The sequence below is a fragment of the Labrys sedimenti genome, assembly GCF_034424805.1.
GTDB classification, from domain to species: Bacteria; Pseudomonadota; Alphaproteobacteria; order Rhizobiales; family Labraceae; genus Labrys; species Labrys sedimenti.
The window spans coordinates 82,010-107,446 of sequence record NZ_JAXOUF010000012.1 but is presented as its reverse complement, the minus strand read 5'-3'; the positions used below and the strand labels follow the sequence as shown (position 1 = coordinate 107,446).

General features: G+C 63.9%; 23 protein-coding genes and 1 tRNA gene. 12 read left to right on the top strand and 12 right to left on the bottom strand.

Annotated features, from left to right (window positions below):
- Positions 1 to 268 precede the first annotated feature (268 nt).
- Positions 269 to 961 (bottom strand): DJ-1/PfpI family protein, encoded by a 693-nt coding sequence (locus U1R88_RS26010; RefSeq protein WP_322433867.1) that lies wholly within the window; start codon positions 959 to 961, stop codon positions 269 to 271.
- 65 nt (positions 962 to 1,026) lie between these two features.
- Between U1R88_RS26010 and U1R88_RS26005 the strand changes: the two genes are divergently transcribed.
- The 5 genes from U1R88_RS26005 to U1R88_RS25985 all read left to right on the top strand — a co-directional run bounded on the left by U1R88_RS26005 (position 1,027) and on the right by U1R88_RS25985 (position 7,064).
- Entirely contained in the window at positions 1,027 to 2,049 is a 1,023-nt protein-coding gene (locus U1R88_RS26005) for a GlxA family transcriptional regulator (protein WP_322433866.1), read from the top strand.
- A 109-nt stretch (positions 2,050 to 2,158) separates the two neighbouring features.
- Positions 2,159 to 3,769, top strand: a complete 1,611-nt coding sequence (locus U1R88_RS26000) for a sugar ABC transporter ATP-binding protein (RefSeq protein ID WP_425545483.1) — start codon at positions 2,159 to 2,161, stop codon at positions 3,767 to 3,769.
- The gene (locus U1R88_RS25995) at positions 3,766 to 4,767 is read left to right on the top strand and encodes an ABC transporter permease (RefSeq protein WP_322433865.1); all 1,002 of its coding nucleotides are present in this window, start codon (positions 3,766 to 3,768) and stop codon (positions 4,765 to 4,767) included. The genes U1R88_RS26000 and U1R88_RS25995 overlap by 4 nt, the downstream gene beginning before the upstream one ends.
- Before the next feature lie 172 nt (positions 4,768 to 4,939).
- Positions 4,940 to 5,884 (top strand): ABC transporter substrate-binding protein, encoded by a 945-nt coding sequence (locus U1R88_RS25990; RefSeq protein ID WP_068290570.1) that lies wholly within the window; start codon positions 4,940 to 4,942, stop codon positions 5,882 to 5,884.
- Between the two features lie 523 nt (positions 5,885 to 6,407).
- A complete protein-coding gene (locus tag U1R88_RS25985) occupies positions 6,408 to 7,064 on the top strand; it encodes a hypothetical protein (RefSeq protein WP_322433864.1) in 657 nt (218 codons plus the stop codon).
- A 140-nt stretch (positions 7,065 to 7,204) separates the two neighbouring features.
- Here the strand turns inward: U1R88_RS25985 and U1R88_RS25980 are convergent, their stop codons facing one another.
- Positions 7,205 to 7,981 carry an SDR family oxidoreductase gene (locus tag U1R88_RS25980; protein WP_322433863.1) on the bottom strand — a complete coding sequence of 259 codons (777 nt, stop codon included), beginning with the start codon at positions 7,979 to 7,981 and terminating at the stop codon, positions 7,205 to 7,207.
- Positions 7,982 to 8,255: 274 nt separating this feature from the next.
- Here U1R88_RS25980 and U1R88_RS25975 point away from each other — a divergent pair, with 274 nt between their 5' ends.
- Together U1R88_RS25975 and U1R88_RS25970 are read left to right on the top strand one after the other, a co-directional pair.
- The gene (locus U1R88_RS25975; protein WP_322433862.1) at positions 8,256 to 8,714 is read left to right on the top strand and encodes an NUDIX hydrolase; all 459 of its coding nucleotides are present in this window, start codon (positions 8,256 to 8,258) and stop codon (positions 8,712 to 8,714) included.
- Between the two features lie 304 nt (positions 8,715 to 9,018).
- Positions 9,019 to 9,924 carry a ketopantoate reductase family protein gene (locus U1R88_RS25970; RefSeq protein ID WP_322433861.1) on the top strand — a complete coding sequence of 302 codons (906 nt, stop codon included), beginning with the start codon at positions 9,019 to 9,021 and terminating at the stop codon, positions 9,922 to 9,924.
- Between the two features lie 9 nt (positions 9,925 to 9,933).
- Here U1R88_RS25970 and U1R88_RS25965 read toward each other — a convergent pair whose 3' ends face one another.
- The 6 genes from U1R88_RS25965 to cpdR all read right to left on the bottom strand — a co-directional run bounded on the left by U1R88_RS25965 (position 9,934) and on the right by cpdR (position 14,320).
- On the bottom strand, positions 9,934 to 10,953 hold the full coding sequence (locus U1R88_RS25965) for an amino acid ABC transporter substrate-binding protein (RefSeq protein ID WP_322433860.1): 1,020 nt from the start codon (positions 10,951 to 10,953) through the stop codon (positions 9,934 to 9,936).
- Between the two features lie 76 nt (positions 10,954 to 11,029).
- The gene (locus U1R88_RS25960) at positions 11,030 to 11,653 is read right to left on the bottom strand and encodes a L,D-transpeptidase (RefSeq protein WP_082979845.1); all 624 of its coding nucleotides are present in this window, start codon (positions 11,651 to 11,653) and stop codon (positions 11,030 to 11,032) included.
- Between the two features lie 14 nt (positions 11,654 to 11,667).
- Complete coding sequence (locus U1R88_RS25955) at positions 11,668 to 12,171, bottom strand: hypothetical protein (protein ID WP_322433859.1); 504 nt, start codon at positions 12,169 to 12,171, stop codon at positions 11,668 to 11,670.
- A gap of 397 nt (positions 12,172 to 12,568) precedes the next feature.
- A complete protein-coding gene (locus U1R88_RS25950; RefSeq protein ID WP_322433858.1) occupies positions 12,569 to 13,315 on the bottom strand; it encodes an outer membrane protein in 747 nt (248 codons plus the stop codon).
- Positions 13,316 to 13,801: 486 nt separating this feature from the next.
- Positions 13,802 to 13,876 (bottom strand) — tRNA-Val (locus tag U1R88_RS25945).
- 78 nt (positions 13,877 to 13,954) lie between these two features.
- Positions 13,955 to 14,320: a cell cycle two-component system response regulator CpdR gene (gene cpdR / locus U1R88_RS25940; RefSeq protein WP_105864233.1), complete on the bottom strand. Its 366-nt coding sequence runs from the start codon at positions 14,318 to 14,320 to the stop codon at positions 13,955 to 13,957.
- A gap of 269 nt (positions 14,321 to 14,589) precedes the next feature.
- Here cpdR and U1R88_RS25935 point away from each other — a divergent pair, with 269 nt between their 5' ends.
- From U1R88_RS25935 to U1R88_RS25915, 5 genes are all read left to right on the top strand, one after another.
- Positions 14,590 to 15,477: an N-formylglutamate amidohydrolase gene (locus tag U1R88_RS25935; RefSeq protein ID WP_371260345.1), complete on the top strand. Its 888-nt coding sequence runs from the start codon at positions 14,590 to 14,592 to the stop codon at positions 15,475 to 15,477.
- Positions 15,474 to 16,016: a gamma-glutamylcyclotransferase gene (locus tag U1R88_RS25930; protein ID WP_322433857.1), complete on the top strand. Its 543-nt coding sequence runs from the start codon at positions 15,474 to 15,476 to the stop codon at positions 16,014 to 16,016. The genes U1R88_RS25935 and U1R88_RS25930 overlap by 4 nt, the downstream gene beginning before the upstream one ends.
- A 152-nt stretch (positions 16,017 to 16,168) precedes the next feature.
- Positions 16,169 to 16,729 carry an HNH endonuclease gene (locus tag U1R88_RS25925; RefSeq protein ID WP_068290559.1) on the top strand — a complete coding sequence of 187 codons (561 nt, stop codon included), beginning with the start codon at positions 16,169 to 16,171 and terminating at the stop codon, positions 16,727 to 16,729.
- Positions 16,730 to 16,935: 206 nt separating this feature from the next.
- Positions 16,936 to 18,747 carry a cation:proton antiporter domain-containing protein gene (locus tag U1R88_RS25920; protein WP_322433856.1) on the top strand — a complete coding sequence of 604 codons (1,812 nt, stop codon included), beginning with the start codon at positions 16,936 to 16,938 and terminating at the stop codon, positions 18,745 to 18,747.
- 410 nt (positions 18,748 to 19,157) lie between these two features.
- A complete protein-coding gene (locus U1R88_RS25915; protein ID WP_425545482.1) occupies positions 19,158 to 21,002 on the top strand; it encodes a peptidoglycan D,D-transpeptidase FtsI family protein in 1,845 nt (614 codons plus the stop codon).
- 129 nt (positions 21,003 to 21,131) lie between these two features.
- On the opposite strand, the gene U1R88_RS25910 is transcribed toward U1R88_RS25915, so the two are convergent.
- The 4 genes from U1R88_RS25910 to nadA are packed head-to-tail and all read right to left on the bottom strand — an operon-like array spanning position 21,132 to position 25,354.
- Positions 21,132 to 21,908 (bottom strand): metallophosphoesterase family protein, encoded by a 777-nt coding sequence (locus U1R88_RS25910; protein WP_322433855.1) that lies wholly within the window; start codon positions 21,906 to 21,908, stop codon positions 21,132 to 21,134.
- Between the two features lie 53 nt (positions 21,909 to 21,961).
- Positions 21,962 to 22,813: a carboxylating nicotinate-nucleotide diphosphorylase gene (gene nadC, locus U1R88_RS25905; RefSeq protein ID WP_322433854.1), complete on the bottom strand. Its 852-nt coding sequence runs from the start codon at positions 22,811 to 22,813 to the stop codon at positions 21,962 to 21,964.
- A gap of 1 nt (position 22,814) precedes the next feature.
- The gene (locus U1R88_RS25900; protein WP_322433853.1) at positions 22,815 to 24,374 is read right to left on the bottom strand and encodes an L-aspartate oxidase; all 1,560 of its coding nucleotides are present in this window, start codon (positions 24,372 to 24,374) and stop codon (positions 22,815 to 22,817) included.
- Positions 24,371 to 25,354, bottom strand: coding sequence for a quinolinate synthase NadA (gene nadA, locus U1R88_RS25895; protein WP_322433852.1), 984 nt, complete (start codon positions 25,352 to 25,354; stop codon positions 24,371 to 24,373). Before nadA ends, U1R88_RS25900 begins: the two co-directional genes overlap by 4 nt.
- Between the last annotated feature and the right edge of the window lie 83 nt (positions 25,355 to 25,437).

Genomic DNA, 25,437 nt, shown 5'->3' with positions numbered 1-25,437 from the left:
GCCGCCGCATGAGACACCGGACCGAAGTCAAAAAGCTCGAGAAAGCGTCCAGACTATGCGTCTCTACCCCTTCGGTCACAAACTTCTTTTTTGAGCGACGCCCCCCTCGATACAACACGGACTTCAACACTTCGGCCCCCGCCCCCGAGATAGTGTGAGCAGGCTGCCCGGGCACTGAGGCGCCGTTGAAAAACGACGCTCCGTCGTCCCCCGGCAAGGCTGGAGAAGACGGAGCGCTCATTCTCGAACGATCCCATGATGTTTTACTTTAGACGGCAGTGATGGCCTTCCGCTCTCGCAGCCTGGTGACAATGCGCTCGCGCTCCTCGACATAGCTCGAGGCGGAAGCCCGTGCCGCCTCGATCGCGGCGACGGGCGCCGTCGCCGGAGACCCGGCGTCGAAGGGCGGTGCCGGCGCATATTCGAGCTTGAGCTGCACGGCCTCCGCCTCCTCGCGCCCCCGCAGCCTGGCGATGATGTCGAGCGCGAAATCGATACCGGCCGTGACGCCGCCGCCGCTGATCAGCCGGCCGTCGGCGACAATGCGCTCGGCCACCGGCACTGCGCCGAGCGGTTCGAGCAGATGATGCGAGCCCCAATGCGTCGTCGCCCGCTTTCCCTCCAGGAGCCCCGCCGCACCCAATACAAGGGAACCGGTGCAGACGGAGGTAACGAAGCGGGCGCTCCAGGCCTGGCGGCGCAGGAAGTCGAGGACGACCTCGTCCTCCATCAGCGGGTTGACGCCGGCGCCGCCCGGTACGCACAGCACGTCGAGAACCGGGCAGTCCTGCAATGTCGTGGTGGGCAGCACAGGCCAGCCCGAAGTCGCCGTCACCGGATCGAGATCCTTCCAGATCAGGTGCTGTACGACGCCTGGCATCGCGGCAAAAGCATCGAAAGGCCCGGCCAGGTCCAGCAATTGCACCTTGGGGAAAACCAGAAAGCCGATCTGCAGGATCATGAGGAAGCTCCGTTCCAAATCTTGAGGTTGACAGAACCACTCTAGCGCGGCAGCCTCTGGCGCAAATGTCGTTTGACCCACATTTTGCGCCAAACCCAATCGACGGGCCGTGGACCGGCAGGCCACTGCGCACGATCGATCTGCTGGCTTTTCCGGGATTTCAACTCCTCGACATCGCTGGCCCCATGCAGGTGTTCGCCTCGGCCAATCGTCTCCTGGAGGATGACGGGCTGCCCCCGGCTTATCGCCTGCGCATTGTCGCCCGGCAGGACCAGGTCTCGGCCTGGGCCGGGCTGACCCTGCAGGCCGAACCCCTGCCCGCCGCGAGCGAAGCGTGCGATACGCTGGTGATCGCCGGCGGACGCGCCGTGCATGAGGCCGCCGAGGATGCCGCGCTCATTGCCTGGGTCGCGGCCAGGGCGGCGACCGCGCGAAGGGTTGCGGCGGTCTGCACAGGTGCGTTCCTCGCCGGTGCCGCCGGCCTGCTCGACGGCAGGCGCGCCGTGACCCATTGGGATTCCTGCGCCCTGCTGGCCGAACGCTTCCCGGCGGCGCAGGTGGAAGCCGATCCGATCTTCATCGAGGACGGCCATCTATGGACCTCGGCCGGCGTGACCGCCGGCATCGACCTCACCCTCGCTTTGGTCGAACGCGACCTCGGCAGTGCCATGGCGCTGGCGGTGGCGCGTGAGCTAGTGGTCTTCCTCAAGCGGCCGGGCGGACAGTCGCAATACAGCGCGGCCCTGGCGCTCCAGCATGGCGCCTCCCGCTTCGAAACCCTGCATGGCTGGATGCGCGAAAACCTTGCAGCCGACCTGTCGGTCCCCGCCCTCGCCGCGCAGGCCGGCATGAGCGAACGCAGCTTTCAGCGCCGCTACCGGGAGGCCACCGGCATGCCGCCGGCCCGTGCCGTCGAAAGGCTTCGGGTCGAACAGGCGCGCACGCTGCTCGCCGACACCACCCAGCCCCTCAAGCAGATCGCTGCTCGCTGCGGCTTCGGCTGCGAGGAGACGATGCGGCGCGGCTTTGCCCGGCATCTCGCAACGACACCACAATCCTATCGCGAGCGATTTTCTGCCGGGCGATGATATTGATCGAAGCGTTTCATGCTGCCCCATTCCGGAAAGCGTGATTGACAGAACCAGCCGTCCCGTTAATCTGACAATTGCGAGGTACGTAACTCATTCGCCTATGCAGATGGCGAAGAGGGCGTTGGTGGGAAACGAAAACCAGGAACCGGATTTGTCCGACGGGGAAGCGAGCGGGGCTGCCGCGCAGAACCAGACCGTGCCGGTGCTGGCTGCCAGCGGCCTGTCCAAGAGCTTCGGCACCATCGAGGTGCTGAGCAACATTGCGCTCGACCTCAAGCCAGGCGAGGTCCACGCCATCATCGGCGAAAACGGTGCCGGCAAGTCCACCCTGATGAAGATCCTGGCCGGCCATCTCCAGTCGAGCAAGGGCAGCATCGCCATCGATGGCGAACCGGTGCATTTTACCGGTCCCGTCGACGCCGAGCATCGCGGCATCGTGCTCGTCCATCAGGAGATCCTGCTCGCGCCCCACCTCACCGTGGCGCAAAACATCTTCCTCGGCCGGGAAATCCGTCGTGGCCCCATGGTCGACGACCGGACCATGAACCGCGAGGCCGCGCAGGCAGTCCGCGAACTCGGGGCAGAGATCGCACCGACCCGGGTGGTCGAGCGACTCTCCATCGCCCAGCGCCAGTTGGTCCAGATCGCGCGCGCCCTGGCGGTGCCGCACCGCGTGGTGATCTTCGACGAACCCACGGCTTCCCTCACCCCGGTGGAGACCGACGCACTCCTCAAGGTGATCGGCGCCATCCGCGCCAAGGGCACGGCAGTGCTCTACATCTCGCATCGTCTCAACGAGGTGAAGGCCATCGCCGACCGCGTCACCGTGCTGCGCGACGGCAAATGGATCGCCACCAGGCCCGCCGCCGAGCTCCAGCCCATCGACATGGCGCAGCTGATGGTGGGGCGCGACATGGCCAATCTCTATCCGGCCAAGACTTCGGCGGAGGCGAATGCGGCAGCCGCCGAAGACCCCCTGCTCGCGGTCGAGCATTTCAACGTGCCCGGCTTTGCCACCGATGTCAGTTTTGGCCTCGAGGCCGGCGAGATCCTCGGCTTTGCCGGCCTTGTCGGGGCAGGACGCACCGAATTGTTCGAGGGCCTGCTGGGCCTGCGCTCCGGCAGCGGAAGCCTCAGGCTCGATGGCCGGCCGGTGCATTTTCGTGAGCCTCGCCAGGCCATGGAAGCCGGCATCGTCTATCTCTCCGAGGACCGCAAGGGAAAGGGCCTGTTGCTGGCGCAGGACCTGCGCACCAACCTCACCTTGGCCGCGCTCGATCACTTCACCTCGGGGCCCTTCATCGACAAGGCGCGCGAATGGAGCGCCCTCAACCAGGCCTTCCAGGATTTCGACATCAGGGCCCGCTCCAAGACCCTGCTCGCCGGCCAGCTTTCCGGCGGCAACCAGCAGAAATTGCTGCTCGCCAAGATGATGCTGCTGGAGCCGAGGATCATCATCATCGACGAACCCACCCGCGGCATCGACATCGGCACCAAGGAGCAGATCTACCGTTTCATCGCGGCGCTGGCCGCCCGGGGCAAGGGCGTGATCGTGATTTCATCGGAGATGCAGGAGCTGATCGGCGTATGCCATCGCATCCTGGTGATGCGCGGCGGGCAGATCGCCGGTGAAGTCAGCGGCGCTGCGATGACGGAAGCCGAAATCGTGGTGCACGCCACCGGCGTTTCCAGGCAAGAAGCGAGAGCACAGACATGAGCGGAGAGCTCGCCCCCACCAAGGCCGCAAGCCGCTTCCAGGATTTCGATCTGCGCGCTGTCGCGCCCTTCGCGGCGCTCGCCGTGCTGATGGTCCTGGGCTACTTCGTCAACGCCCGTTTCATCGACCTCGACAATATCACCAACGTCCTGGCCCGCAGCGCCTTCATCGCTACCATCGCTGTTGGAGCCACCTTCGTGATCACCGCCGGAGGCCTCGACCTCTCGGTCGGCTCGATGGCGGCGCTGGTCTCCGGCGTGATGATCCTCTTCCTCAACAAGGCCATGATCGGCGACGGCTATATGCTGCTCGCCATCGGCATGATCCTGGCTTTGCTGCTCGGTGCTTTGTGCGGTGCCGCCAACGGGCTGGGCGTCACCGCGGGGAGGCTCGAACCCTTCATCGTCACGCTCGGTACCATGGCGATCTTCCGTTCGCTCTTGATCTGGCTCGCCGATGGTGGCTCGATCGCCATGAAGTCGATGGAATTGAGGGCCGATTACCGCCCGGTCTATTTCGGCAATATTTTCGGCCTGCCCTTCCCTGTCTGGGTGATCATCGCAGTGGCCGTCATCGGCGCCTTCCTGCTTTACCGCACCACCTTCGGGCGCCACGTCATGGCGGTCGGCTCCAATGAGGATGTCGCCCGCTATTCCGGCATCTCGGTCGGGCGCGTGCGCATGCTCACCTACATCATCCAGGGCCTGTGCGTCGCCATCGCCGTGCTGGTCTATGTGCCCCGGCTCGGCTCGACCACCTCCACGACCGGGCTGGGCTGGGAATTGCAGGCCATCACGGCGGTCGTGGTCGGTGGCACGGCACTGCGCGGCGGCGTCGGGCGGATCTGGGGCACCATCTGCGGCGCCCTGATCCTGGAAGTGATCTCCAACATCATGGTGCTGTCGAACTTCGTTTCCGAATATCTGGTCGGCGCCGTGCAGGGCGCCATCATCATCATCGCCATGCTGGTGCAGCGCTCGCTCGCCCGGAGGAACTGAGCCCATCTGGAGCAAAGCGCGCTTAGGCGGAACGCTCGTTTGCTCTCACTCTTTGGTTCGACGCGTCTTTGCGAGCCTTGGCGTGACCGCCAAATCGCAAAACGCTCTAGTCCATATGCAGTGGGCGGGACCAACCCGCCCCGACGGAACGAAAAGCGCTAGGGAGGATATCATGCGCAAATTGCTGACCGGCCTGATGGCAGCCGGTCTCTTCACCATCGCAGGGGCAGCGGCGTTCGCCGCCGACACCAAGACCATCGCCGTCTCGATTCCGGCCGCCGACCATGGCTGGACGGGCGGCGTAGTCTATCACGCCCAGCAGGAAGCCAAGGCGCTCGAAGCGCGCTATCCCGGCCTCAAGGTCATCGTGAAGACCTCGCCCGATGGCGCTGCGCAAGCCAACGCCCTCGAGGACCTGACCACGCAGGGCATCAACGCCCTCGTCGTGCTGCCGCATAATTCCGACGAGTTGACCGACCCGATCCGCCAGGTAAAGGGCAAGGGCGTGTTCATCACCGTGGTCGACCGCGCCTTGCGCGACCCGATCCAGGACCTCTACGTCGCCGGCAACAATCCGGGCCTGGGCACCGTCTCGGCCGCCTACGTCAAGGAAAAGCTCGGCGGCAAGGGCGACGTCGTGGTGATCCGCGGTCTGCCCATCGTCATCGACGAGCAGCGTGTCAACGCCTTCAACGAGGGGCTCAAGGGTTCCGAGGTCAAGGTGATCGACAGCCAGTTCGGCAATTGGAGCCGCGACGATGCCTTCAAGGTGATGCAGGACTTCCTGACCAAGCACCCGAAGATCGACGCGGTCTGGTGTCAGGACGACGACATGGCCGTCGGCGTGCTGGAGGCGATCAAGCAGGCCGGCCGCAGCGACATCAAGTTCGTGCTCGGCGGCGCCGGCATGAAGGACATGGTCAAGAAGGTCATGGACGGTGACGCTACCATCCCGGCCGACGTGCTCTATCCGCCGGCCATGGTGGCCGTGGCGATGGATCTCACCGCCGCCGGCCTCTACGACAAGCTGCCCGTGCGCGGCTCCTATATTCTCGACGCCACGCTGGTGACCAAGGACAACGCCAAGGATTTCTACTACCCCGACTCGCCGTTCTGAGCGGAAGCGAAAAGACGGGAGCCGCCCTTCAAGACCGAGGGCGGCTTTTTTTGCAGCGACCGCCAGGTATCATTGCACCACCATAAACAATACCTATTTGGCGCCACAGTCATACCTCCACAATGCAATCTAATACTTAAGTATCATCGCGGCGGTAGCATCTCATTACCCGATTTTGCCCCAGAAACGCCACACTCCAGACGCAATTCATCCATGGCAAAACTCACCCGCATCCCGCCGGAGCACCAGAAATCAAAAGCAAAAATACGCCTAAACTGCCTTAATTCGACACAAAACCCGTCGTAATATGTAAGTATGTTTTAAATTACTCTCCGTACAAAATATAAAACAACATGAAAAATCGATTTAAATCGATTTATTTTCAATAAATCGACGTTGCGATTTACTGTATTTTGGCATATTTTTCTATAGGCATTCAGGTTCCGGCCGATTGATAAAGCACCAAAAGCTCCTTTCCCCGGAGTTCAAGCCGAATGTTCGAGTTTTCCAGGTGGAGGTCGACATGTCTGAGCAATATCGGAAGGATTGGCGTAAGATTGCAATGTTCGCTGGACTGGCGACTACTTTGCTTCTTGTCGCCCCGCAGGCCGCTGTGAGCGGCAGCTTCGGCAATACTGTCGGCGGCGTCGGCAACGCCGTAGGGGGCGCCGTGGGTGCGGTCGGTGGTGCCATCGGCGGGGCGAATGTCGGCGTCAGCGCCAAGGTGGGGCCGGTCAGCGCCAACAGCAACACCAGCCTCAACAGCAGCGGATTGAACTCCAATACGACAGCCTCGGTCGGCAATGCCGCCACGGCCAATGTCAGTGCATCGGCAACAGCCAGCACCGGCGTCAAGGCCAATGTCGGCGTCAATTCCTCGCTCGCCGATGCGGATGTGAGCGCCTCGCTCAACAACAACACGGGCGTGAATGTCGACGTGGGCGTCAATGTCCCCGGCTCCAGCACCGGAACACCTGGCACCCCCGGCAATCCAGGAACTCCCGGCACCCCGGGCGTTCCCGGCACGGGCGTGAATATAGGCAATGTCTCCAGCCAACTCGCTTCGATGAGCAGCGCCCAACGCATCGCCCTCAAGAAACGCTGCAAGCTGATCCTCGGCGCCAGCGACGACTATGACGCCCAGCTCATCAAGCTGTGCCAGATCCTGGCAAAGCTCTGAAGCCGTTCCACGAAGGGAACCAGACTGCGCAGAACGACAGCGGGCTGGCCTTCAAGGCCAGCCCTCTTTCCTTGGAGGCGGCGGGGAGCACCGGAGAAATCGCGTTTCAGTCCAATCGCCTCGCAATTCCAACAAGCCCCTTAGAATGATCCGGCAAAGTTGCCGCCGTCCATCAGGATGTTCTGGCGCGTGAGGTAGCCGGTCTGCACTCCGGCGAGAAAGGCACAGACCGAACCGAGTTCGTCCGGATCGCCGAAACGTCCGGAAACCTCGCCTTCCTGCCATTCCGCCAGGACCGCTTCGGGTGATTGCCCCGGCCTGGCCGAGGCGGCGGCATTGTCCCGCAGCCTGTCGGTGCCGAAGGAACCCGGCAGGATATTGTTGATCGTCACATTGTGGCGGGCGATGTCGCGGGCGAGGCCGGCGACGAAGCCGGTCAGGCCGGTACGGGCACCGTTCGACAGGCCGAGATAGGAGATCGGCGCCTTCACCGTCACGGAGGTGATGTTGATGATGCGCCCGAAGCGGCGAGCGATCATGCCGTCGAGCGTCGCCTTGATCAGTTCGATCGGTGCCAGCATGTTGGCATCGAGCGCGGCCAGCCATTGCTCGCGGCCGAACTGGCGGAAGTCCCCGGGCGGTGGGCCGCCGGCATTGTTGACCAGGATGTCGGGCTGAGGGCAGGCCTCAAGCAGCTTGCGGCGTCCTTCCTCGCTGGCGACATCGGCAACCACGGGCGTGACCGTCGCCCCCGTCGCGGCGCCGATCTCGGCCGCGGTCCGCTCCAGCGTGGCGGGCGTGACGCCATTGATCACCACATTCACGCCTTCACGCGCCAGGGCCAGCGCACAAGCCTTGCCGAGCCCCCGGCTGGAGGCGCAGACGATGGCGGATTTTCCTTCGATACCGAGCTTCATGGTCCCATGCCTCTTCGTGTCGGATGCCTGCAGGCTTTTCGCAGGGCTGCCGTCTGCCGGCAAGCCCGCGATGTGCCGGCAGACGCAAGGCGGCAGCGTCCCGCTCTGCCGGACCGGCATGGCACCATGCCTGCATTTGCAGCCCCATGATTTGCAGCCCCATGCTCGTGACGCGCCGCCGGGACTACTAGCTTCGCCTTGCAGGGTGTCGCTCGAAGCGGAAGGCGCCTATAGCTGGGCCTTCAACCCGCAGGCAGTTCCGGAGAAACAGACAATGGCCTCGGACCCGGCCAAGAGTGACAATCTGCCCCGCCCGATCGCAGCCGTTCTCGCCATTGCGCTACGTGGCGAGGAATTCCTGCTGGTTCGCCGCGCCAATCCGCCGGACCAGGGCCTGTGGGGCTTCCCGGGCGGCAAGATCGAGCCCGGCGAGGGCGTGCTGCAGGCGGCCCTGCGCGAGCTCGAGGAGGAAACCGGCGTGGGTGCCCGGGCCGTGAAGGCCTTTGCGGCCCTCGATTCCATCGATGCCCGCCCAATCGACGAAGGCGGTCACCATTATGTGCTGGTCGGCGTGCTCTGCCATTGGCAATCCGGCGAGGCCGTCGCCGCCGACGATGCCCTGGAAGCCCGCTGGTTCGACCTGCCGGCCTTGCTCGCCAACCAGGCCCACGCCAGCATCGACGTCGACACCCTCGCCCGAGAGGCCCTGGCCTTGGCGCGCACCTTGCCATGACAGCGCTCAATCCGCTCCACGCCCCAAGCACGGGCATCACGATGGCATCGCGGCCCGACCGACGCGGGCCTTGCCGATCGGCAGAACCCGTCTATCCTTGACGGTGATCGCGGCCTTCGGCGACCTGGCAGCCGCGCTTGACATGAATAGAGGCGTCGCCCACCGGTAAGATCACAAGCATGCCGTTCTTCTCCCTCAGCCTCCATGCCGGCTCGAAGGCACCGCCACGGCCTTTGCAGCGTCGGCAATGTCCCGGATCATGCAGCTCGACGATCCACTCAGCTTTTGCTGGAGGAACGGCGTCATGAAGATTGCGGTGATGGGTGCTGGCGCGGTCGGATGCTTCTTCGGCGCCCTGCTCGCCCAGGCCGGCCATGGCGTCACCCTGATTGGGCGCCCGGCCCTGGTCGAGGCCGTCAGGGATGGTGGATTGTTGCTCGAGCGAGGCGGCGAGCGGCAGCAGGTGCCGATCCAGGCCGATACCCGACCGGAGGCGGTCGCCGGGGCGGACCTGGTGCTGTTCTGCGTGAAATCCTTCGACACCGAGGCGGCGGCCGCCGCCATCGCCCCCCATATTGGCGCCGGTTGCTCGGTCTGGAGCCTGCAGAACGGCATCGACAATGCCGACCGGCTCGCCCATATCCTTCACAGGCCTGCCGTGCCCGTCGCCGTCTATGCCGCGCTCGAAGCGCCTGCCGCCGGCTATGTCCGCCACAAGGGCGGCGGCAAGATGGTGATCGGCCCCTCGACCCGAAGCGAGGAATTCGCAGGCCTGTTCGCTGCGGCCGGCATTTCGGCTCGTGTCGCGCCGGATGTCGTCGGCACGCTGTGGACCAAGCTGGCGGTCAATTGCGCGCTCAATGCCCTCTCGGCACTCGCCGCCCTGCCCTACGGCCGATTGGTCGGCCGCGAGGGCGTGGATGTGCTGTTGAAGGGGGTCCTCGCCGAGTGCCGTGTCGTAGCCGAGGCTTACGGCGTCACCTTGCCTCCGACGCTGGAGGACACCGTGTTTGGACTCGGCACCAGCATGGCGGAGCAGTATTCCTCCACCGCCCAGGACCTGGCCAGGGGCCGGCGCACGGAAATCGACGATCTGAACGGCGCCATCCTGCGCCGGGCCGCCGCACGCGGCCTGGAGGTGCCGCTGAACCAGGCGCTATGGACACTGGTCAAGCTGCGCGAAGCCAGTTCGCCGTCACCCTCGCCCTGAGCGCCGGGCCTATTCGACCGGCGGCGCATATTGGACGCCGCCCAGGCTCCACAGCTGGTTGAGGCCGCGCGGTATGCCGAGCTTGGCGGCATCGCCGAGATTGCGTTCGAACACCTCGCCGTAATTGCCGACCTGTCGTACCACATTGGCCGCCCATTCATTGGCCAGCCCGAGCCCGGGGCCCAGCTTGCCCTCTGTACCGAGCAGGCGCTTGATCGCCGGTCGCGTCGAGTCCTTGGCCTGGTCGAGCGTCGCCTTGGAGACTCCCAGCTCCTCCGCGTCGAGCATGGCGAAATGCACCCATTGCACCAGATTGCGCCATTTTGGATCGTCCAGGCGCACGGCCGGGCCGAGCGGCTCCTTGGAGATGACATCGGGCAGGATCAGGTGCTCGCCAGCATCGGCGAGTTCCAGGCGTTGGGCATAGAGCTGGGAGACGTCCGAGGTGAGAACCAGGCAATCCTTCTTCTTGTAGCGCTCAAGCGCCTCGGCCGCCGACCCGACCAGCACCGCTTCGAACTTCACGGAATTGGCCTCGAAATAATCGGCCAAATTGTGCTGGGTGGTGGTGTCCTTGAGCACGCAGACCTTGCTGCCGCCAAGTTCTAGGGCCGAATTTACCTTGGCGCTGCGCGGCACCATGAAGCCCTGGCCATCGAAATAGGTGATGGCGGCAAAGCTCAGCCCATATTCGAGCTCGCGCGACAAGGTCCAGCTCGAGTTGCGCGAGAGGATGTCGATCTTGCCCGAGCGCAAGGCGTCGAAGCGGTCGCTCGCCGACAGCGGCACGAACGCCACCTTGGCGGCATCCCCGAGGACGGCGGCCGAGACGGCGCGGCAGAAATCGACGTCGAAGCCCGACCATTCGCCGGAGGCGGATCTGCTGGCAAAGCCCACCAGCCCTTCATTGACCCCGCACACAAGCTGGCCGCGCGCCTTGACCGCCTCCAGGGTCTGCGCCTGCGGGCCGCTCGCCAGCCCGAGTTGCAGCGCCAGGATCGCCACGATCCCCACAATTATCCGATGCATGGCTATCCCCCGTGCCTTGCTCGATGATGGACAAACGAAAGCGCCTCGCCGAACGGGCGAGGCGGGTTGATCTCGACTAGAGCTTGGGTGCCTGGCGTACCACCACGCGGGTGCCGACGGGAACGCGGTCATAGAGATTGATCACGTCCGGATTGACCAGGCGGATACAGCCCGAGGACACGGCATAGCCGATGGTCTCGGGCTGGTTGGTGCCGTGGATGCGGTAGCTGGTACTGCCGAGATAGAGGGCGCGGGCCCCCATCGGATTGCCAGGGCCGCCCGCCATGAAGCGCGGCAGATAGGGCTGGCGCTTGATCATTTCCGGTGGCGGCCGCCAATCGGGCCATTCCTGCTTGCGCGAGATCTTCAACAGGCCCGACCACTGGAAGCCCTCGCGCCCGACGCCGATGCCGTAGCGCATGGCGGTCTTGTTGTCCTGGATGAGATAGAGGAAGCGTTCCTCGGTCTGGATCACGATGGTGCCGGGCGGCTCGTTCGAGCGGTAATAGACCGGTTGCGGCCGGTATTCGGGCAGGAGCTGCTCCTCCGCGGCATCCGGCACGAAGCCAGGCTTTTCCAGATCCTTGCTGGGATCGAGAGGACGTGGCTGTGCCGAAGCCTGCGCCAGCAGGCCGGCCAATCCCAGGGCAACTGCGACGCAGCCGACAGCGAGCGGGGTGATCCAGGAACGCCTCGTCATGGAAGGCTCCCCTGTCATGCCACGGCGCAGCGCACGAACATCATCGTGCCGTAGCGCTTGGCAACGCCGGGATCCACCCAGCGCGTCACCATCACGCCCTTGTCATAGGACAGGATCTGACGGTCCGCCCGCTCGCCGGGCTTGCCCTGCGGCCCGATATAGACGCCGCCATCGGAGGCGGTCTTGAGATAGACTTCCTGCGGCGTCGCCTGATCGGCCAGATGCATGGTCACCCCGCCCTGGGCGCCCTTGCCGATCACATAGGGATTGGAGCAGGCCGCCTTGGCGGCGGCTTCGGTGCGGACCTTGTCGGTTTCTTCGCGATAGGAGGCCAGGCCCCATTTGCCGACGAGTTCTTCGGAGGTCACCGCAACCGTCGGCGTTGCCACCACCGGCGTCGGCGCCGAGGAGGTGCCGCAGCCGGCCAGCAAAGCGGCGCAGCCAAGGAGAATGCTCGCCTGCACGGTCCGTCCTTGTCGCGCCTCCGCGAGAGTCTTCGCAAACAGATCCGCGCTCATGTATCCCTCCCCATGGAAACACAAAACGATCACCCCAAGACAGCGGCCAAGCAATAATGGGCGCCACACCAGTAGGTGCTTCGGTTAAATCACGGATGGCACCCGTCTTTGCCGGCTATGAACAGTCAGCGTACCAAAGACCGGGCATGAATGATCACGCGTGCCAAGCTGCAACATTGGCAATGGCGGGCGCAAGTGTTTTCTGGCTATGACCTGCACTCTGACCGCAAGGAAAACCCCGCCTCGTCGGCGGGGTTATGTCGCTCGGGGATCTCTGGCGGCCGGTCTCTTCCGGAGTCGTGATCAGCCGCGGATGTATAATCGGCTATTCGGTGTGAATTCGCCGTGACGCGTTGCCGGCCTTTGCCGCGGCCCTGCGCCTTCCACGATCGAATGATCAGAACTTGTAGTTCGCGCCCAGACGAACGGTATGGAAATCCGTGTGCAGCCTGGTGTGGATGGTGTAATCCGTCGGCTCGCCACCATTGATTTCGGTCGCGCTGATTTTCGACCGACCAAGATCGATATATTGATATTCGAGCTTGGCGGTCCAATGCTCGTTGAGAGCGTACTCCGCGCCGCCGCCGACCGCGAAACCAACTCTGGTCTTGCTGGTACGAGGATGAGCGAGGAAATCGCCGTTGACATAGTTCTGGGTGTATTTGACCCCACCGACGGCCAGACCGCCGGTCGCATATATCAGGATATTGTCAAAGGCGTAGCCGATTCGCGGACGAACCGTGCCGAACCAGTTGACCTGGCTCTTCGTGCTCAGAAAGTAACCCGTAGCGGCGCCGATGCGGCCGGTCTTGTCGCTGATGTCGCCGCCCTGGATATCGCCTTCCAGGCCGAAAACAAAATTGCCCGCTTGCCGGTTATAGCCAGCCTGCACGCCGCCGAATCCCCCCTTGGGCGAAAGGCTGCCATAGCTATCCACGAGGGGGCCAGTGGCCGGAAACAGCTCCGACATCGTTACATCGCGGCTGGATCCGAAGGCATAGCCACCATTGATACCGGCATAGAAGCCCGTCCAGTTGTAGGCGACTGCAGGAGCAACGGGTTCGACTGCAGCAGGGGCCAGATCGGCAGCCGAAGCACCGGCCGTGGCAAGCAAAAAGGTGGCTACCGAAATCCGTACCTTCATTTCCCCAAATCCAGTCCCTACCGAATGACGAACTTTTCTACCACGTCACCTCCTGCAAGTATGTGATTTTAAGGCAACAGTTCTTCCATATTCAAACAACCGAACATACGATTTCAATCGTACTAAATTTGTAAATAAATTCACTTTTCTCAAATAAAAAATGAAATAAATTGTAGAATTTATTCAAACCATACATGTCTTCCGATCTTTCAGGCTGAAGAATTGATCGTTCCCTCTGAGCATTCCGGCTGCTCGATCACCATGCCTCCGGAGGTGTTCGTGTCGAACATCGGATATTCGTACCCACGGGCATGAAGGGAACAACGACCGGCAGATACCAGAGAGGCGCATGGATGCGCGGGCCAACATACGAAGACCGAAGCCTTGCGCGAGACGCGAAGGCACACCAAAGCAGCGAGGGTCCCGGAAACACAAAAGGCACCGCGCTTGCGATGCCCTGGGTCTTTTCGTCGTTCGAGGAAGCGATGGTGGGCGCGACAGGGATTGAACCTGTGACCCCTACGATGTCAACGTAGTGCTCTCCCGCTGAGCTACGCGCCCATCGCTTGCGGAGGCCGGCCTGATAGCAGGTTGAATCAGGCCATGCAAGCCATTCGTCCCGCTATTTTTAAGGAAAGTTCAGGCGGCCTTCAAAAGCTTGTCGACTTCGTTGACCAGATCCTTGAGATGGAAGGGCTTGGACAGCACCTTGGCGTCGCGCGGCGCCTGCGAATCCGGATTGAGCGCCACGGCCGCAAAACCGGTGATGAACATCACCTTGATGTCGGGATCGAGCTCGGTGGCCCGGCGAGCCAGCTCGATGCCGTCCATTTCCGGCATGACGATGTCGGTGAGCAGCAATTCGAATGGTTCTTCCCGCAGCCGATGATAGGCTGACAGGCCGTTGTCATAGGACATCACCTCATGTCCGGCATTCTGCAGGGCGCGCACCAGAAAGCGGCGCATATCATTGTCGTCTTCGGCAAGGAGAATCTTGTTCATGATGGCGTCCCGAATCCCCGGCAGGGCCGGAGCTTGTTCGAACTCTATAAACCGTCGTCAGGGTAAACGCCCCGTTTACATCGCAATAGAGTTAATCCCGAATTCGTGATGCTGCCAGGGTTGCTTGTGTCCGCGATGGAGAAAATCATGCAATGGGGCTTGTGATGCTTGCCTGCGCATGATTTTGTCGAGATATGTCGGTATCGCCTGGCTTGGCCGCTCTCCCCTCGGGGACGCGCCGCGAAGGTGAAAGCAACCCGCCGCTGGAGTCCGTGGACGGCATGGAAATCGAGCTCAGCCCTCCCTTCGACGTGGTCGAGCCGGCGGCCTATTCGGCGCCCCTTCTGTTCAATTCGCCTCATTCCGGCCGGGTCTATCCGCGCTCCTTCCTGGAGGCTTCCCGCCTCGACCCGCTGTCGCTGCGCCGCTCCGAAGATGCCTTCGTCGACCTCCTGCTCGCCGATATCGCCGCCACCGGCTCGGCAGTGATGAGCGCGCGCTTTCCCCGCGCCTTTCTCGACGTCAACCGCGAGCCCTATGAGCTCGACCCGCGCATGTTCGACGGCAGGCTCCCGAACTATGCCAATACCCGCTCCCTGCGGGTGGCCGGCGGCCTGGGCACGCTGGCGCGGGTGGTCAGCGAGAACCAGGAAATCTATGCCCACCGCCTGCCGGTGGACGAAGCGCTGCGCCGGATCGAGGAGCTCTACAAGCCCTATCACCGCACGCTGCGCCGCCTGCTCGGCCAGATCCACCGAGAATTCGGCGTGGCGCTGCTGGTCGACTGCCATTCCATGCCGTCCTGCGGCCTGGCGCGCGAGGACAGGCCTCGGGCCGACATCGTGCTGGGCGACCGTTACGGCACCAGCTGCTCGCATCTGATCATGGATTGCGCCGACGAGGCGCTGCGCAATCTCGGCTATTCGGTCGCGCGCAACAAGCCCTATGCAGGGGGATATATCACCGAGCACTATGGCAATCCCGGTGCCGGCTTCCATGTCATCCAGATCGAGATCAACCGCTCGATCTATATGAACGAACAGAACTTCTCCCTGCTGCCGGCCTTCGACCGCCTGAAGCAGGACCTCACCGTGCTGCGCGACACGCTCGCTGGCCTGCCCTTCCACTATCTCGATGCATTCCACCTGGCCGCCGAGTGAACCAGCCCGTTCTGCCCGCCCCTGAAGCCAATTGGGTTTTCGGCTACGGATCCCTGATGTGGAATCCCGGCTTTGCCTATGAGGAACGGCAGAATGCGCTGATTCGCGGCCTGCACCGGGCCTTGTGCATCTGGTCGCATGTTCATCGCGGCACGCCCGAAAAGCCCGGCCTGGTGCTCGGCCTCGACCGGGGCGGCTCCTGCCGAGGCGTTGCCTTCCGCGTCGCCTCCGAAAATTGGGACGCGACGGTGGACTATCTGCGCCGGCGCGAGCAGGCCACCAGCGTCTATATCGAGATCCTGCACGAGGCCCGGCTCGATGATGGGCGCCATGTCCGGGCACTAGCCTACCGGGCCGACCGGGCACATCAACAATATTGCGGCAAGCTGCCGGATCGCCAGCTTCTGGAGGTGGTGCGCGGCGGCGTCGGGCTTTCAGGCGCCAATCCCGACTATGTGCTGGCCACCCACGACCATCTCGACGAACTCGGTATCCCCGACCGTACGCTAGCCTGGCTCTCGCACCAGTTGCGGGGATGATGCGACAGCATGTGGGGCCGGCCGACGAGCCTACCCCCTTCACAAGACCGACACGTTAATCCTACATTGTGTTGGACGAACAGCCGAATCGGCCTTTTCGGCTGGACTGATGGTGACGGGAGCGCTTCGTGACAGCGCATGTTTCGCCTGCTGTGTTTCATCCGCCGGTCTCGCCCGAGGCGTGTCCCGCCCTCGTGCTGAACGCCGATTACCGGCCTCTGTCCTATTATCCGCTGTCGCTATGGTCCTGGCAGGATACGGTGAAAGCGGTCTTCCTCGACAGGGTCAACATCATCTCCGAATATGACAAGGTCGTGCGAAGTCCCACCTTCGAGTTCCGATTACCCTCGGTGGTGTGTCTCAAGACCTACGTCAAACCCAGCCGCAACCCCGCCTTCACCCGCTTCAACGTCTTCCTGCGCGACTGTTTCACCTGCCAATATTGCGGCACGCGCTCGGATCTGACCTTCGATCACGTCATTCCCCGCTCCCGGGGCGGACAGACCACCTGGGAAAACGTCGTCGCCGCCTGCTCGCCCTGCAATCTGAAAAAGGGCGGCGCCATGCCCGCCGAGGCCGGCATGCATCCCAACCAGAAGCCCTACGCCCCCTCCCTCAGCGACCTGCATCAGAACGGCCGGCATTTCCCGCCGAACTACCTGCATGAAAGCTGGCTCGATTATCTCTATTGGGATACCGAACTGGAGCCTTGATCGGCTTCATGTGCCAGGGCATGCTTTGCGCGTCGTGACAGCTTCGTTCCACGCTTTCGTCGCGATTTGATGGCGACCTTTCCGATTGTTAACGAGCGCTCACTATGGAACTCTCCTATGGTGAAGCGGCCGCAAGGCAATCATCAAACAGATCTGGGGTGCTGTTAGCACGTCGAAGGCTCGTTACGACCGCGAAGGGAGGTTCCATGCCGCACGAGACACCGTTGATTGCAACGATCGTGGCGGGCTTGGGACTGGCATTCATCTTCGCGCTTGTCGCGCAGCGATTGCGGCTGTCGCCGATCGTGGCCTATCTGCTCGGCGGTGTGGTGATCGGCCCCTTCACGCCCGGTTTCGTGGCGGACCAGAATCTCGCCAATGAGTTGGCCGAACTCGGCGTGATCCTGCTGATGTTCGGTGTCGGCCTGCATTTTTCGCTGAAGGACCTGCTTTCCGTCCGCGCCATCGCCATCCCCGGGGCGCTGGGCCAGATCGCGGTGGCGACGCTGCTCGGCATGGGCTTTGCCTGGATCATGGGCTGGGGGCTCGGCACGGGCCTGGTCTTCGGCCTCGCCCTCTCGGTCGCCAGTACCGTGGTGCTGCTGCGCGCCATGCAGGAGCGCAAGCTGATCGAGACCGAACGCGGGCGCATCGCCGTCGGCTGGCTGATCGTCGAAGATTTGGTGATGGTGATCACCCTGGTGCTGATTCCCCCGCTGGCCGGCCTTCTCGGCGGCCATGCGCCGGGCGAGGTGGCACCCTCCGGCCTTGCCGCCAATCTCGGCCTCAATTCGATCGCCGCCACTCTGATGGTCACCGCCGTCAAGGTCGCCGCCTTCGTGGCGCTGATGCTGGTGGTCGGGCGCAAAGTCATCCCCTGGGTCCTGCATTTCGTCGCCCATACCGGCTCGCGCGAACTCTTTCGCCTAGCCGTGCTGGCGATTTCGCTGGGGGTCGCCTATGGCGCCGCCGTGCTCTTCGGCGTCTCCTTTGCGCTGGGGGCCTTCTTCGCCGGCATGGTGCTGGCCGAGTCCCCTCTCAGCAAGCAGGCCGCCAACGAGACGCTGCCGCTGCGCGATGCCTTCGCGGTGCTGTTCTTCGTCTCGGTGGGCATGCTGTTCAACCCGGCGATCCTGCTCCAGCACCCGCTGGCCGTGCTTGCCACCTTCCTGATCATCGTGGTCGGCAAGTCGATCGCGGCCTTCCTGATCGTGCGCGGCTTCGGCTACTCCAAGGGCGTGGCGCTGACCATCTCGGCGAGCCTGGCCCAGATCGGCGAATTCTCCTTCATCCTGGCGGTGCTCGGCGTCAAGCTGCAGATCATCCCCGGCACGGCGCGCGATCTGGTGGTGGCGGGCGCGCTCATCTCCATCGTGATCAACCCGATCCTGTTCATGGCGCTGGATCGTTTCGTCTTGCGCCCCGAGCGCCAGCCGGCTGCGGCCAAACCCGAGGCCAAACCGGATGCCGAGCCCGAGGCGCCGCCTCAGCCCGAGACCGAGCCGAGCGCGCCCGTGACGGAAACCGTGACTGCTTCCGCCCCGCCTGAGGACGACGACATCGAGGTGGTCCAGCCGACCAAGCTCAGCCAGCACGCCATCCTGGTCGGCCATGGCCGCGTCGGCAGCCGGGTAGCCAAGGCCCTGCATGAGGCCGGTATACCGTTGGTGGCGATCGAAGAATCGCAGAACGAGGTCGAGAAGCTCAAAGCCGCGGGCATCGAGGTCTATTCCGGGCCGGCCGGCGACTACGAGACTCTGGAACTACAAAATCTGGCCGGCGCGAAATGGCTGGTCGTCGCCATTCCCGACGCCTTCGAAGCCGGTCACCTGGTGGAACAGGCCCGCAAGCTCAATCCGTCCATCCGCATTCTCGCCCGGGCGCACAGCGAAGAGGCCGTCGACTATCTCAAGGGGCTCGGGGCCGACGTGATCCTGATGGGCGAAGAAGAAATCGCGCGCGGCATGATCCGCGATCTGCTGCACCCCGTGGAAAGCCATCCCGGCCAGGCAGCCTGAGCAGGTGCGACTTGGTCATTGCCGGGCAAGCCGGCCTTTCGCGAGCGGAAAACGCCTGAACGGTGAATGACCAGGTCAAGCCCAGGCACGGCAATACGAGACCGCTTGGCCTGATGTCTGACACTTATCCTCGCTAAACACAGGCTGGTTCCAGCTTTCACCTCAACGTTAATGCCTCGATAACCGTACGAATTATTAATGAATTGATACTCTTTACCCGCATTTTCAGCGGCTTTATTGCTATTCCATGAATAGAGCGAACCATTTTTAGACACCAACTCCATTTTGGATAGCGGGCGAAACCCACGAGCGCCCCGTGTCGTCAACGTCAGATCGAGATGCAGCACGAACCGTCGGGCCCAGGCCCGGGCGGATCGCGGCTGCCTGCAAGGCATTGGGGGAAAGCGGCGATGCAGACGCCCACCGTCGACGAGGCAGATCAGGGACAAGAGGCAATGGCGGGCCATCCGCCCCTTGCGAGCGATGGTCCGCCTCGTGGCACCCGGGCGAGCGAGCCCACCATGCCGGCCGAAAGACGCAGGCGGCGACCGATAGCACCCACAAAGCTGCAGAAGAGCGCTGGACGCATCACGCTCATCGTGGTGGGGTTCGTCTGCATCTATATGGCGATCCTGGCCCGGCTGGTGCAGTTCGGCATCGCGCCGGACGAGCAATATGACGCGCGCCGCTCGGCGGCCGACCAGTTGGCGGCGTCCCGCCCTGACATCCTCGACCGCAACGGAAACCTCCTGGCGACCGACGTGCAGGTGCCTTCGCTCTATGCCGAGCCACGAAAGATCATCGATGTCGACGAAGCGACCGAACTGCTCACCGCCCAGATGCCCGAGTTCGACGCGCGCGACCTGAGAGCGAAACTCTCCTCGGGCAAGGGCTTCATCTGGCTCAAGCGGGAGATCACGCCCGAGCAGCGTAACCGCATCTATGCGCTCGGCCTGCCGGGCATCGGCTTCCTCAACGAGGCCAAGCGCATCTACCCCAACGGGCCGACGGTGAGCCATGTGCTCGGTGCTGTGAACATCGACAACCAGGGCATCGCCGGCATCGAGCGCTATATCGACAGAAAGCGCGGCCTCTCCGAACTGCAGGCGCTCGGCTATGCCTCAGACCCGCATGACCTCAAGCCGGTCCGCCTTTCGATCGATCTGAGGGCCCAGGCGGTGATGCGCGACGAACTTGTCGCCGGCATGGAGCACTATCAGGCCAAGGCGGCGGCCGGCGCCATCATGGACGTCAATACCGGCGAGATGATCTCGCTGGTATCGTTGCCCGACTTCGATCCCAACAACCCCGCCGAAGCGCTCGATCCCAACCGGATCAACCGCATCAATGTCGGCGTGTTCGAGATGGGCTCGACCTTCAAGGCCCTGACCTCCGCGATGGCCATCGAATCGGGCAAGTTTACCACCGCCTCCATGCTCGATGCCCGCACCACGCTCAAATATGGCCGTTTCACCATCCATGACGACCATGCCCGCCGGCGCATGCTGAGCCTGCCGGAGGTGTTCACCTATTCGTCCAATATCGGCTCGGCCAAAATGGCCCTCTCCCTCGGCGTCGACGCCCACAAGGCCTTCCTCAAGATGATGGGCCAGACGACGCGGCTGATCACGGAATTGCCCGAGAACGCCATGCCGATCCTGCCCAGGCGCTGGAGCGAGATCAACACCATCACCATCGCCTTCGGCCACGGCATGGCCGTGGCACCGCTGCAGGCGATGATGGCGGTGGGAGCGATGATGAATGGCGGCCATCTGATGAAGCCGACATTCCTGGCGCGCAGCGAAAGCGATGCCCTGGCGGGCTCCAAGCTGGTCCTGAAGAAGCACACCTCGGACGTGATGCGCTACATCATGCGCCTCAACGCCATCGACGGGTCCGGCAAGAAGGCAAATGTTCCCGGCCTTGGCGTCGGCGCCAAGACCGGTACCGCCGAAAAGGTCATCAACGGGCGCTATTCGAAGAAGCTCAACTTCACCACCTTCATGGCGGTGTTTCCCTTCGACAAGCCGAAATATCTGGTGCTCGTGCTCTATGACGAGCCCAAGGGCCTGCCGGAGACCTATGGCTACTCATCGGCCGCCTGGAATGCCGGCGTCACCACCGGCAAGATCCTGGAACGTGTCGGGCCGCTGCTTGGCGTCAAGCCGCGCTTCGAAGAGATTCCAAACCCGGTGCCGCCGCTCTACGCCCCCCGCAGCGAAGACCATCCGATGGAATGGCTGGTCACGCATTGAGGGTGGAGGGGTTCGCCTTCCTAGCCGGCCCCGTCTGCAGCGATCATCGTCATTGCGAGCGAAGCGAAGCAATCCAACTCTTCAAAGATGACAAAACTGGATTGCTTCGCTCGCAATGACGGCCCCTCCTCAAGGAAAATGCGTACCGGGCGGCGCCGGGATGGAGGCGAACACCTCGGCTACGTCATCCTCGAAGATCGCCGCCGTCAGCTTGCCGCCATAGCAGGCACCGGTGTCGAGATTGATGCGGTTGGTGCGGAAATCCGGCTCCTCCACCGAGGTGTGGCCATGCACGATCTTCTTTTCGAAGAGCTGGCCGGAGGGCAGGAACTCGTCGCGGATCCAGATCAGGTCATATTCCTTCTGCTCGGCCAGCGGCACGTCGGGCCGCGCGCCGGCATGCACGAAGAAATAATCGCCGAAGGTGAGGCTGAGCGGCCGCGTGCGCATGAATTCGAGGTGGTCGGGCAGCATCCTGGCGCGGAACTCGGCCCTCACACGCTCGACATCCCGCTTCGAGTGGGGGTCGGCCCCCTTGATGTCGACACCATAGCTGCCGACGGTCGCCATGCCGCCCCATTTGAGCCAGACATCGGCATCGGGGTCCCCCGCCAGGAAGGACATCAGCAAGGTTTCGTGATTGCCCCTGAGCACATGGAGCTCACAACCCGGCAGATCTCCCATCAGCCGGCCTACGACACCGCGGGAGTCGGGGCCGCGATCGACGAGATCGCCGAGGCTGATGACGATGTGGCGCCGGTCCGGCTTGGCCCGGGCCCGGGCTTGCGCCTTGGCCAGGATCTCCTCCATCAGCCCGAGATGGCCGTGGACGTCGCCAAAGGCAATGATGGTCGTCCCCGCCGGCGCGCGCGGCGGGATGGGAAAGGGTACCGTACGATTCTGCATGGCGACAGCATAACAGCAGCGCCTGCGCCAGCAAGGGGATGCGGCAATGCCGCTCAGGCCCGATAATCCAGGCCGATGTCGAGGATCGGCGCGCTATGGGTGAGCCAGCCCACGGAGATGAGGTCGACCCCCGAAGCCGCGATTGCCGGTGCCGTCTCCGCCGTGACGCGGCCGGAGGCCTCGGTGAGCGCACGCCCGCCCACCATGGCCACCGCCTCGCGCAATTGGGCGAGGCTCATATTGTCGAGCAGCACCGCGTCGACGCCGACCGTGAGAGCCTCTTCGAGCTGGGCCAGCGTATCGACCTCGAGCTCGATCTTGACCATGTGCCCTGCCGCGGCCTTGGCACGCTCCAGCGCCGGGCGGATGCCACCGGCGATGGCGACATGGTTGTCCTTGATCAGGATGGCATCGTCGAGACCGAAGCGGTGATTGCCGCCGCCGCCGGCCCGCACCGCATATTTCTCCAGGGCGCGCAGACCGGGGGTGGTCTTGCGGGTGCAGACGATCGTGGCCTTGTGGTCCCTGACCGACTCCACCACCGAAGCGGTCGCGCTGGCGATGCCGCTGAGACGGCACAGGATGTTCAACGCCGTGCGCTCGCCCGTCAGCAAGGCCCGGGCCGAACCGGTGACGCTGGCGATGATCGAGCCAGGCGATACGCTGGCGCCGTCGCCGCGCTCCACCGCGATCGCAGCAGAAGGATCGAGCAGGCGGAAGGCGGCGGCGGCAATATCGAGGCCTGCGACCACGCCGTCCTGGCGTGCGGCCAGCACGGTGGTCGCCCTGAGGCCGACAGGCACGATGGCATCGGTGGTAAGGTCGCCGGCACGGCCGAGATCCTCGACCAGGGCCGCGCGGACGACAGGCTCGAACAGCAGGGGGGACAGGGGAGAAAGGGGCATGTCAGGCGCTTTCTGCGAAAGGAAGGGAGCGGGCGGCCTCACGGGCCGTCGAGAGGGTCTGGTCGAGCGAGAGGAGAGACGGTGCCGCCTCCGGCAGGCTACCGGGGAAATCCGTGCGGCAATGCGCGCCCCGGCTTTCCTGCCGGCATAGCGCGGAGACGGCCAGCATCAGGCCGACCAAGGCGGGCCCCGAGCCAGGGCGTGTGCTGGTGGCCAGCGGTAGGAGTTCGGCGATCGCCGCCTCTAGTCCGGCCCGGTCCCTCACCACGCCGAGCGCACGCGATAGAATCGGACGCGTTGACTCGGCATCCCCAGCGCGAAGGTCAGCAGCATTCGCGGCGATAGAAGTTCCCGCGAATCGGCGGCTGGCGGCCGGTGCGCTCCTCACGCTGTCGGCGACCCAGGCGGCGCAGACCGCAGCCTCGGCCAGGGAATTGCTGGCGAGGCGATTGGCGCCGTGCAGCCCGGTGCAGGCCACTTCGCCACAAGCCCATAGACCCGGCAGGGAGCTTCGGCCCTGTCCATCCACCGCAATGCCGCCCATGTGATAGTGCTGGGCCGGGCGCACCGGCAGCGGCTGCAAGGCGGGATCGAAGCCGGCCTGCCGGCAGAGCCTGTCGATACCCGGGAAGCGGCGCGCGAACCCCGCGCCGGGCCGTTGGCGGGCATCGAGGTAGACTTGGTGCCCGCCCGACAGATGCTGCCAGATGCCGCGGGCGACTTCGTCGCGCGGGGCCAGTTCGGCGCCCGGCAGATGGCGGAGAAAGCGCTCGCCGGTCTCGTCGATCAGCACGGCGCCCTCACCCCGCACGGCTTCGCTGACCAGCCCCATCGGCCGCGCCGCGGTATCGAGCGCGGTTGGATGGAACTGCACGAATTCGAGATTGGAGAGCAGCGCCCCGGCGCGAGCTGCCAGGGCGAGCCCCTGCCCCTGGCTGGCGCGAGGATTGGTGCTATCGCTGAAGAGACCGCCGATACCGCCGGTGGCCAGCACCACGCGTGCGGTGGGAATGGTCATCGCCTCGCCGTTCGGGCCGACGCAGACGACGCCGGCGATGGTGCCGTCCTCGACGATGAGGCGCCGTGCCTCGATGCCCTCCAGCACGGTGATCGAGGGCGTCTTACGCACTGCGGCGACCAAGGCGCGCACGATCTCTCGTCCCGTGGCGTCGCCATCGGCGTGCACGATGCGGCGGCGGCCATGGGCGGCTTCGAGGCCGAGTTGGAAGTCCTCGCCGTTCCTGTCGAAATTGACACCGAGAGCGGCTAGCCGACGCACCGCATCCGGAGCAGCGTCGAGGATGGAGCGAGCCGCCACCGCCGCCACCAGGCCACCGCCGGCCGCCAGCGTATCCTCGAGATGAAGTGCAGGTGTATCATCATCAGCCAGGCTCGCCGCGAGCCCGCCCTGCGCCCAGCCGGTCGAGGTTTCCGCGCCAAGCGGCGCGCGGGAGAGCAGCACCACCGGTTCGGGGGCGAGTGAGAGCGCCGTCATCAACCCGGCGAGGCCGGCCCCGACCACCACCGGGCGGTCGCGATAGAGTTGGGGATGATCGCTCATAGCTCGAGCATCCTCTCGACGGCCCGGCGCGCGGCAACCGCAATGGCAGGATCGATGGTGACTTCGTGCCGGTTGGTCTCCAGCGCCTGGCGGATATTGGCGAGCGTAATGCGCTTCATATGCGGACAGAGATTGCAGGGGCGCACGAAATCGACGGTGGGGTGCTGCACGGCCACGTTGTCGCTCATCGAGCATTCGGTCAGCAGCACCACGCGGGCAGGCTTGTGCTCGGCGACATAGTCGGACATCAGCGCGGTCGAGCCGGAGAAATCGGCTTCCGCCACCACCTCCGGCGGGCATTCGGGATGTGCGAGGACGATCACGCCGGGATGGTCTTCCCTGAGCTGGCGCACCTCGGTCGGCGAGAAGCGCTCATGCACCTCGCAATGGCCCTTCCAGGCGATGATCTCGACATCGGTCTCGGCGGCGATGTTGCGGGCGAGATATTCGTCGGGCAGCATGATCACCTTGGGCACGCCGAGCTTTTCGACGATGCGTTTGGCATTGCCCGAGGTGCAGCAGACGTCGGATTCGGCCTTCACCGCCGCCGAGGTGTTGACATAGGTGACGATGGGCACGCCCGGATAGGTCGCCCGCATCAGGCGCACATCTTCGGGCGTGATCGAATCGGCCAGCGAGCAGCCGGCACCGAGATCGGGGATCAGCACCGTCTTGTCCGGGTTGAGCAGCTTGGCGGTCTCGGCCATGAAATGCACGCCGGCCAGCACGATGACATCGGCATCGGTATCCACCGCCTTACGGGCCAGGGCTAGGCTGTCGCCCACCACGTCGGCGACGCAGTGGAAGATCTCCGGCGTCTGGTAGTTGTGCGCGAGGATGACGGCGTTGTGTTCCTTCTTCAGCGCCAGGATGGCGTCGACATCGTCGGCAAAGACAGGCCATTCCATCGCCGGAATAACGCGCCTGACCCGTTCATAGAGCGGTGCGGTACGGGCGAGGACGGCAGCGTCGAGGGACATCTCTTATACTCCCATTGAGCATATATCCAGCATATGCTTAATCTGAGCATAAGAGATGTCAAGCAAATTATGTTCACTTAGAG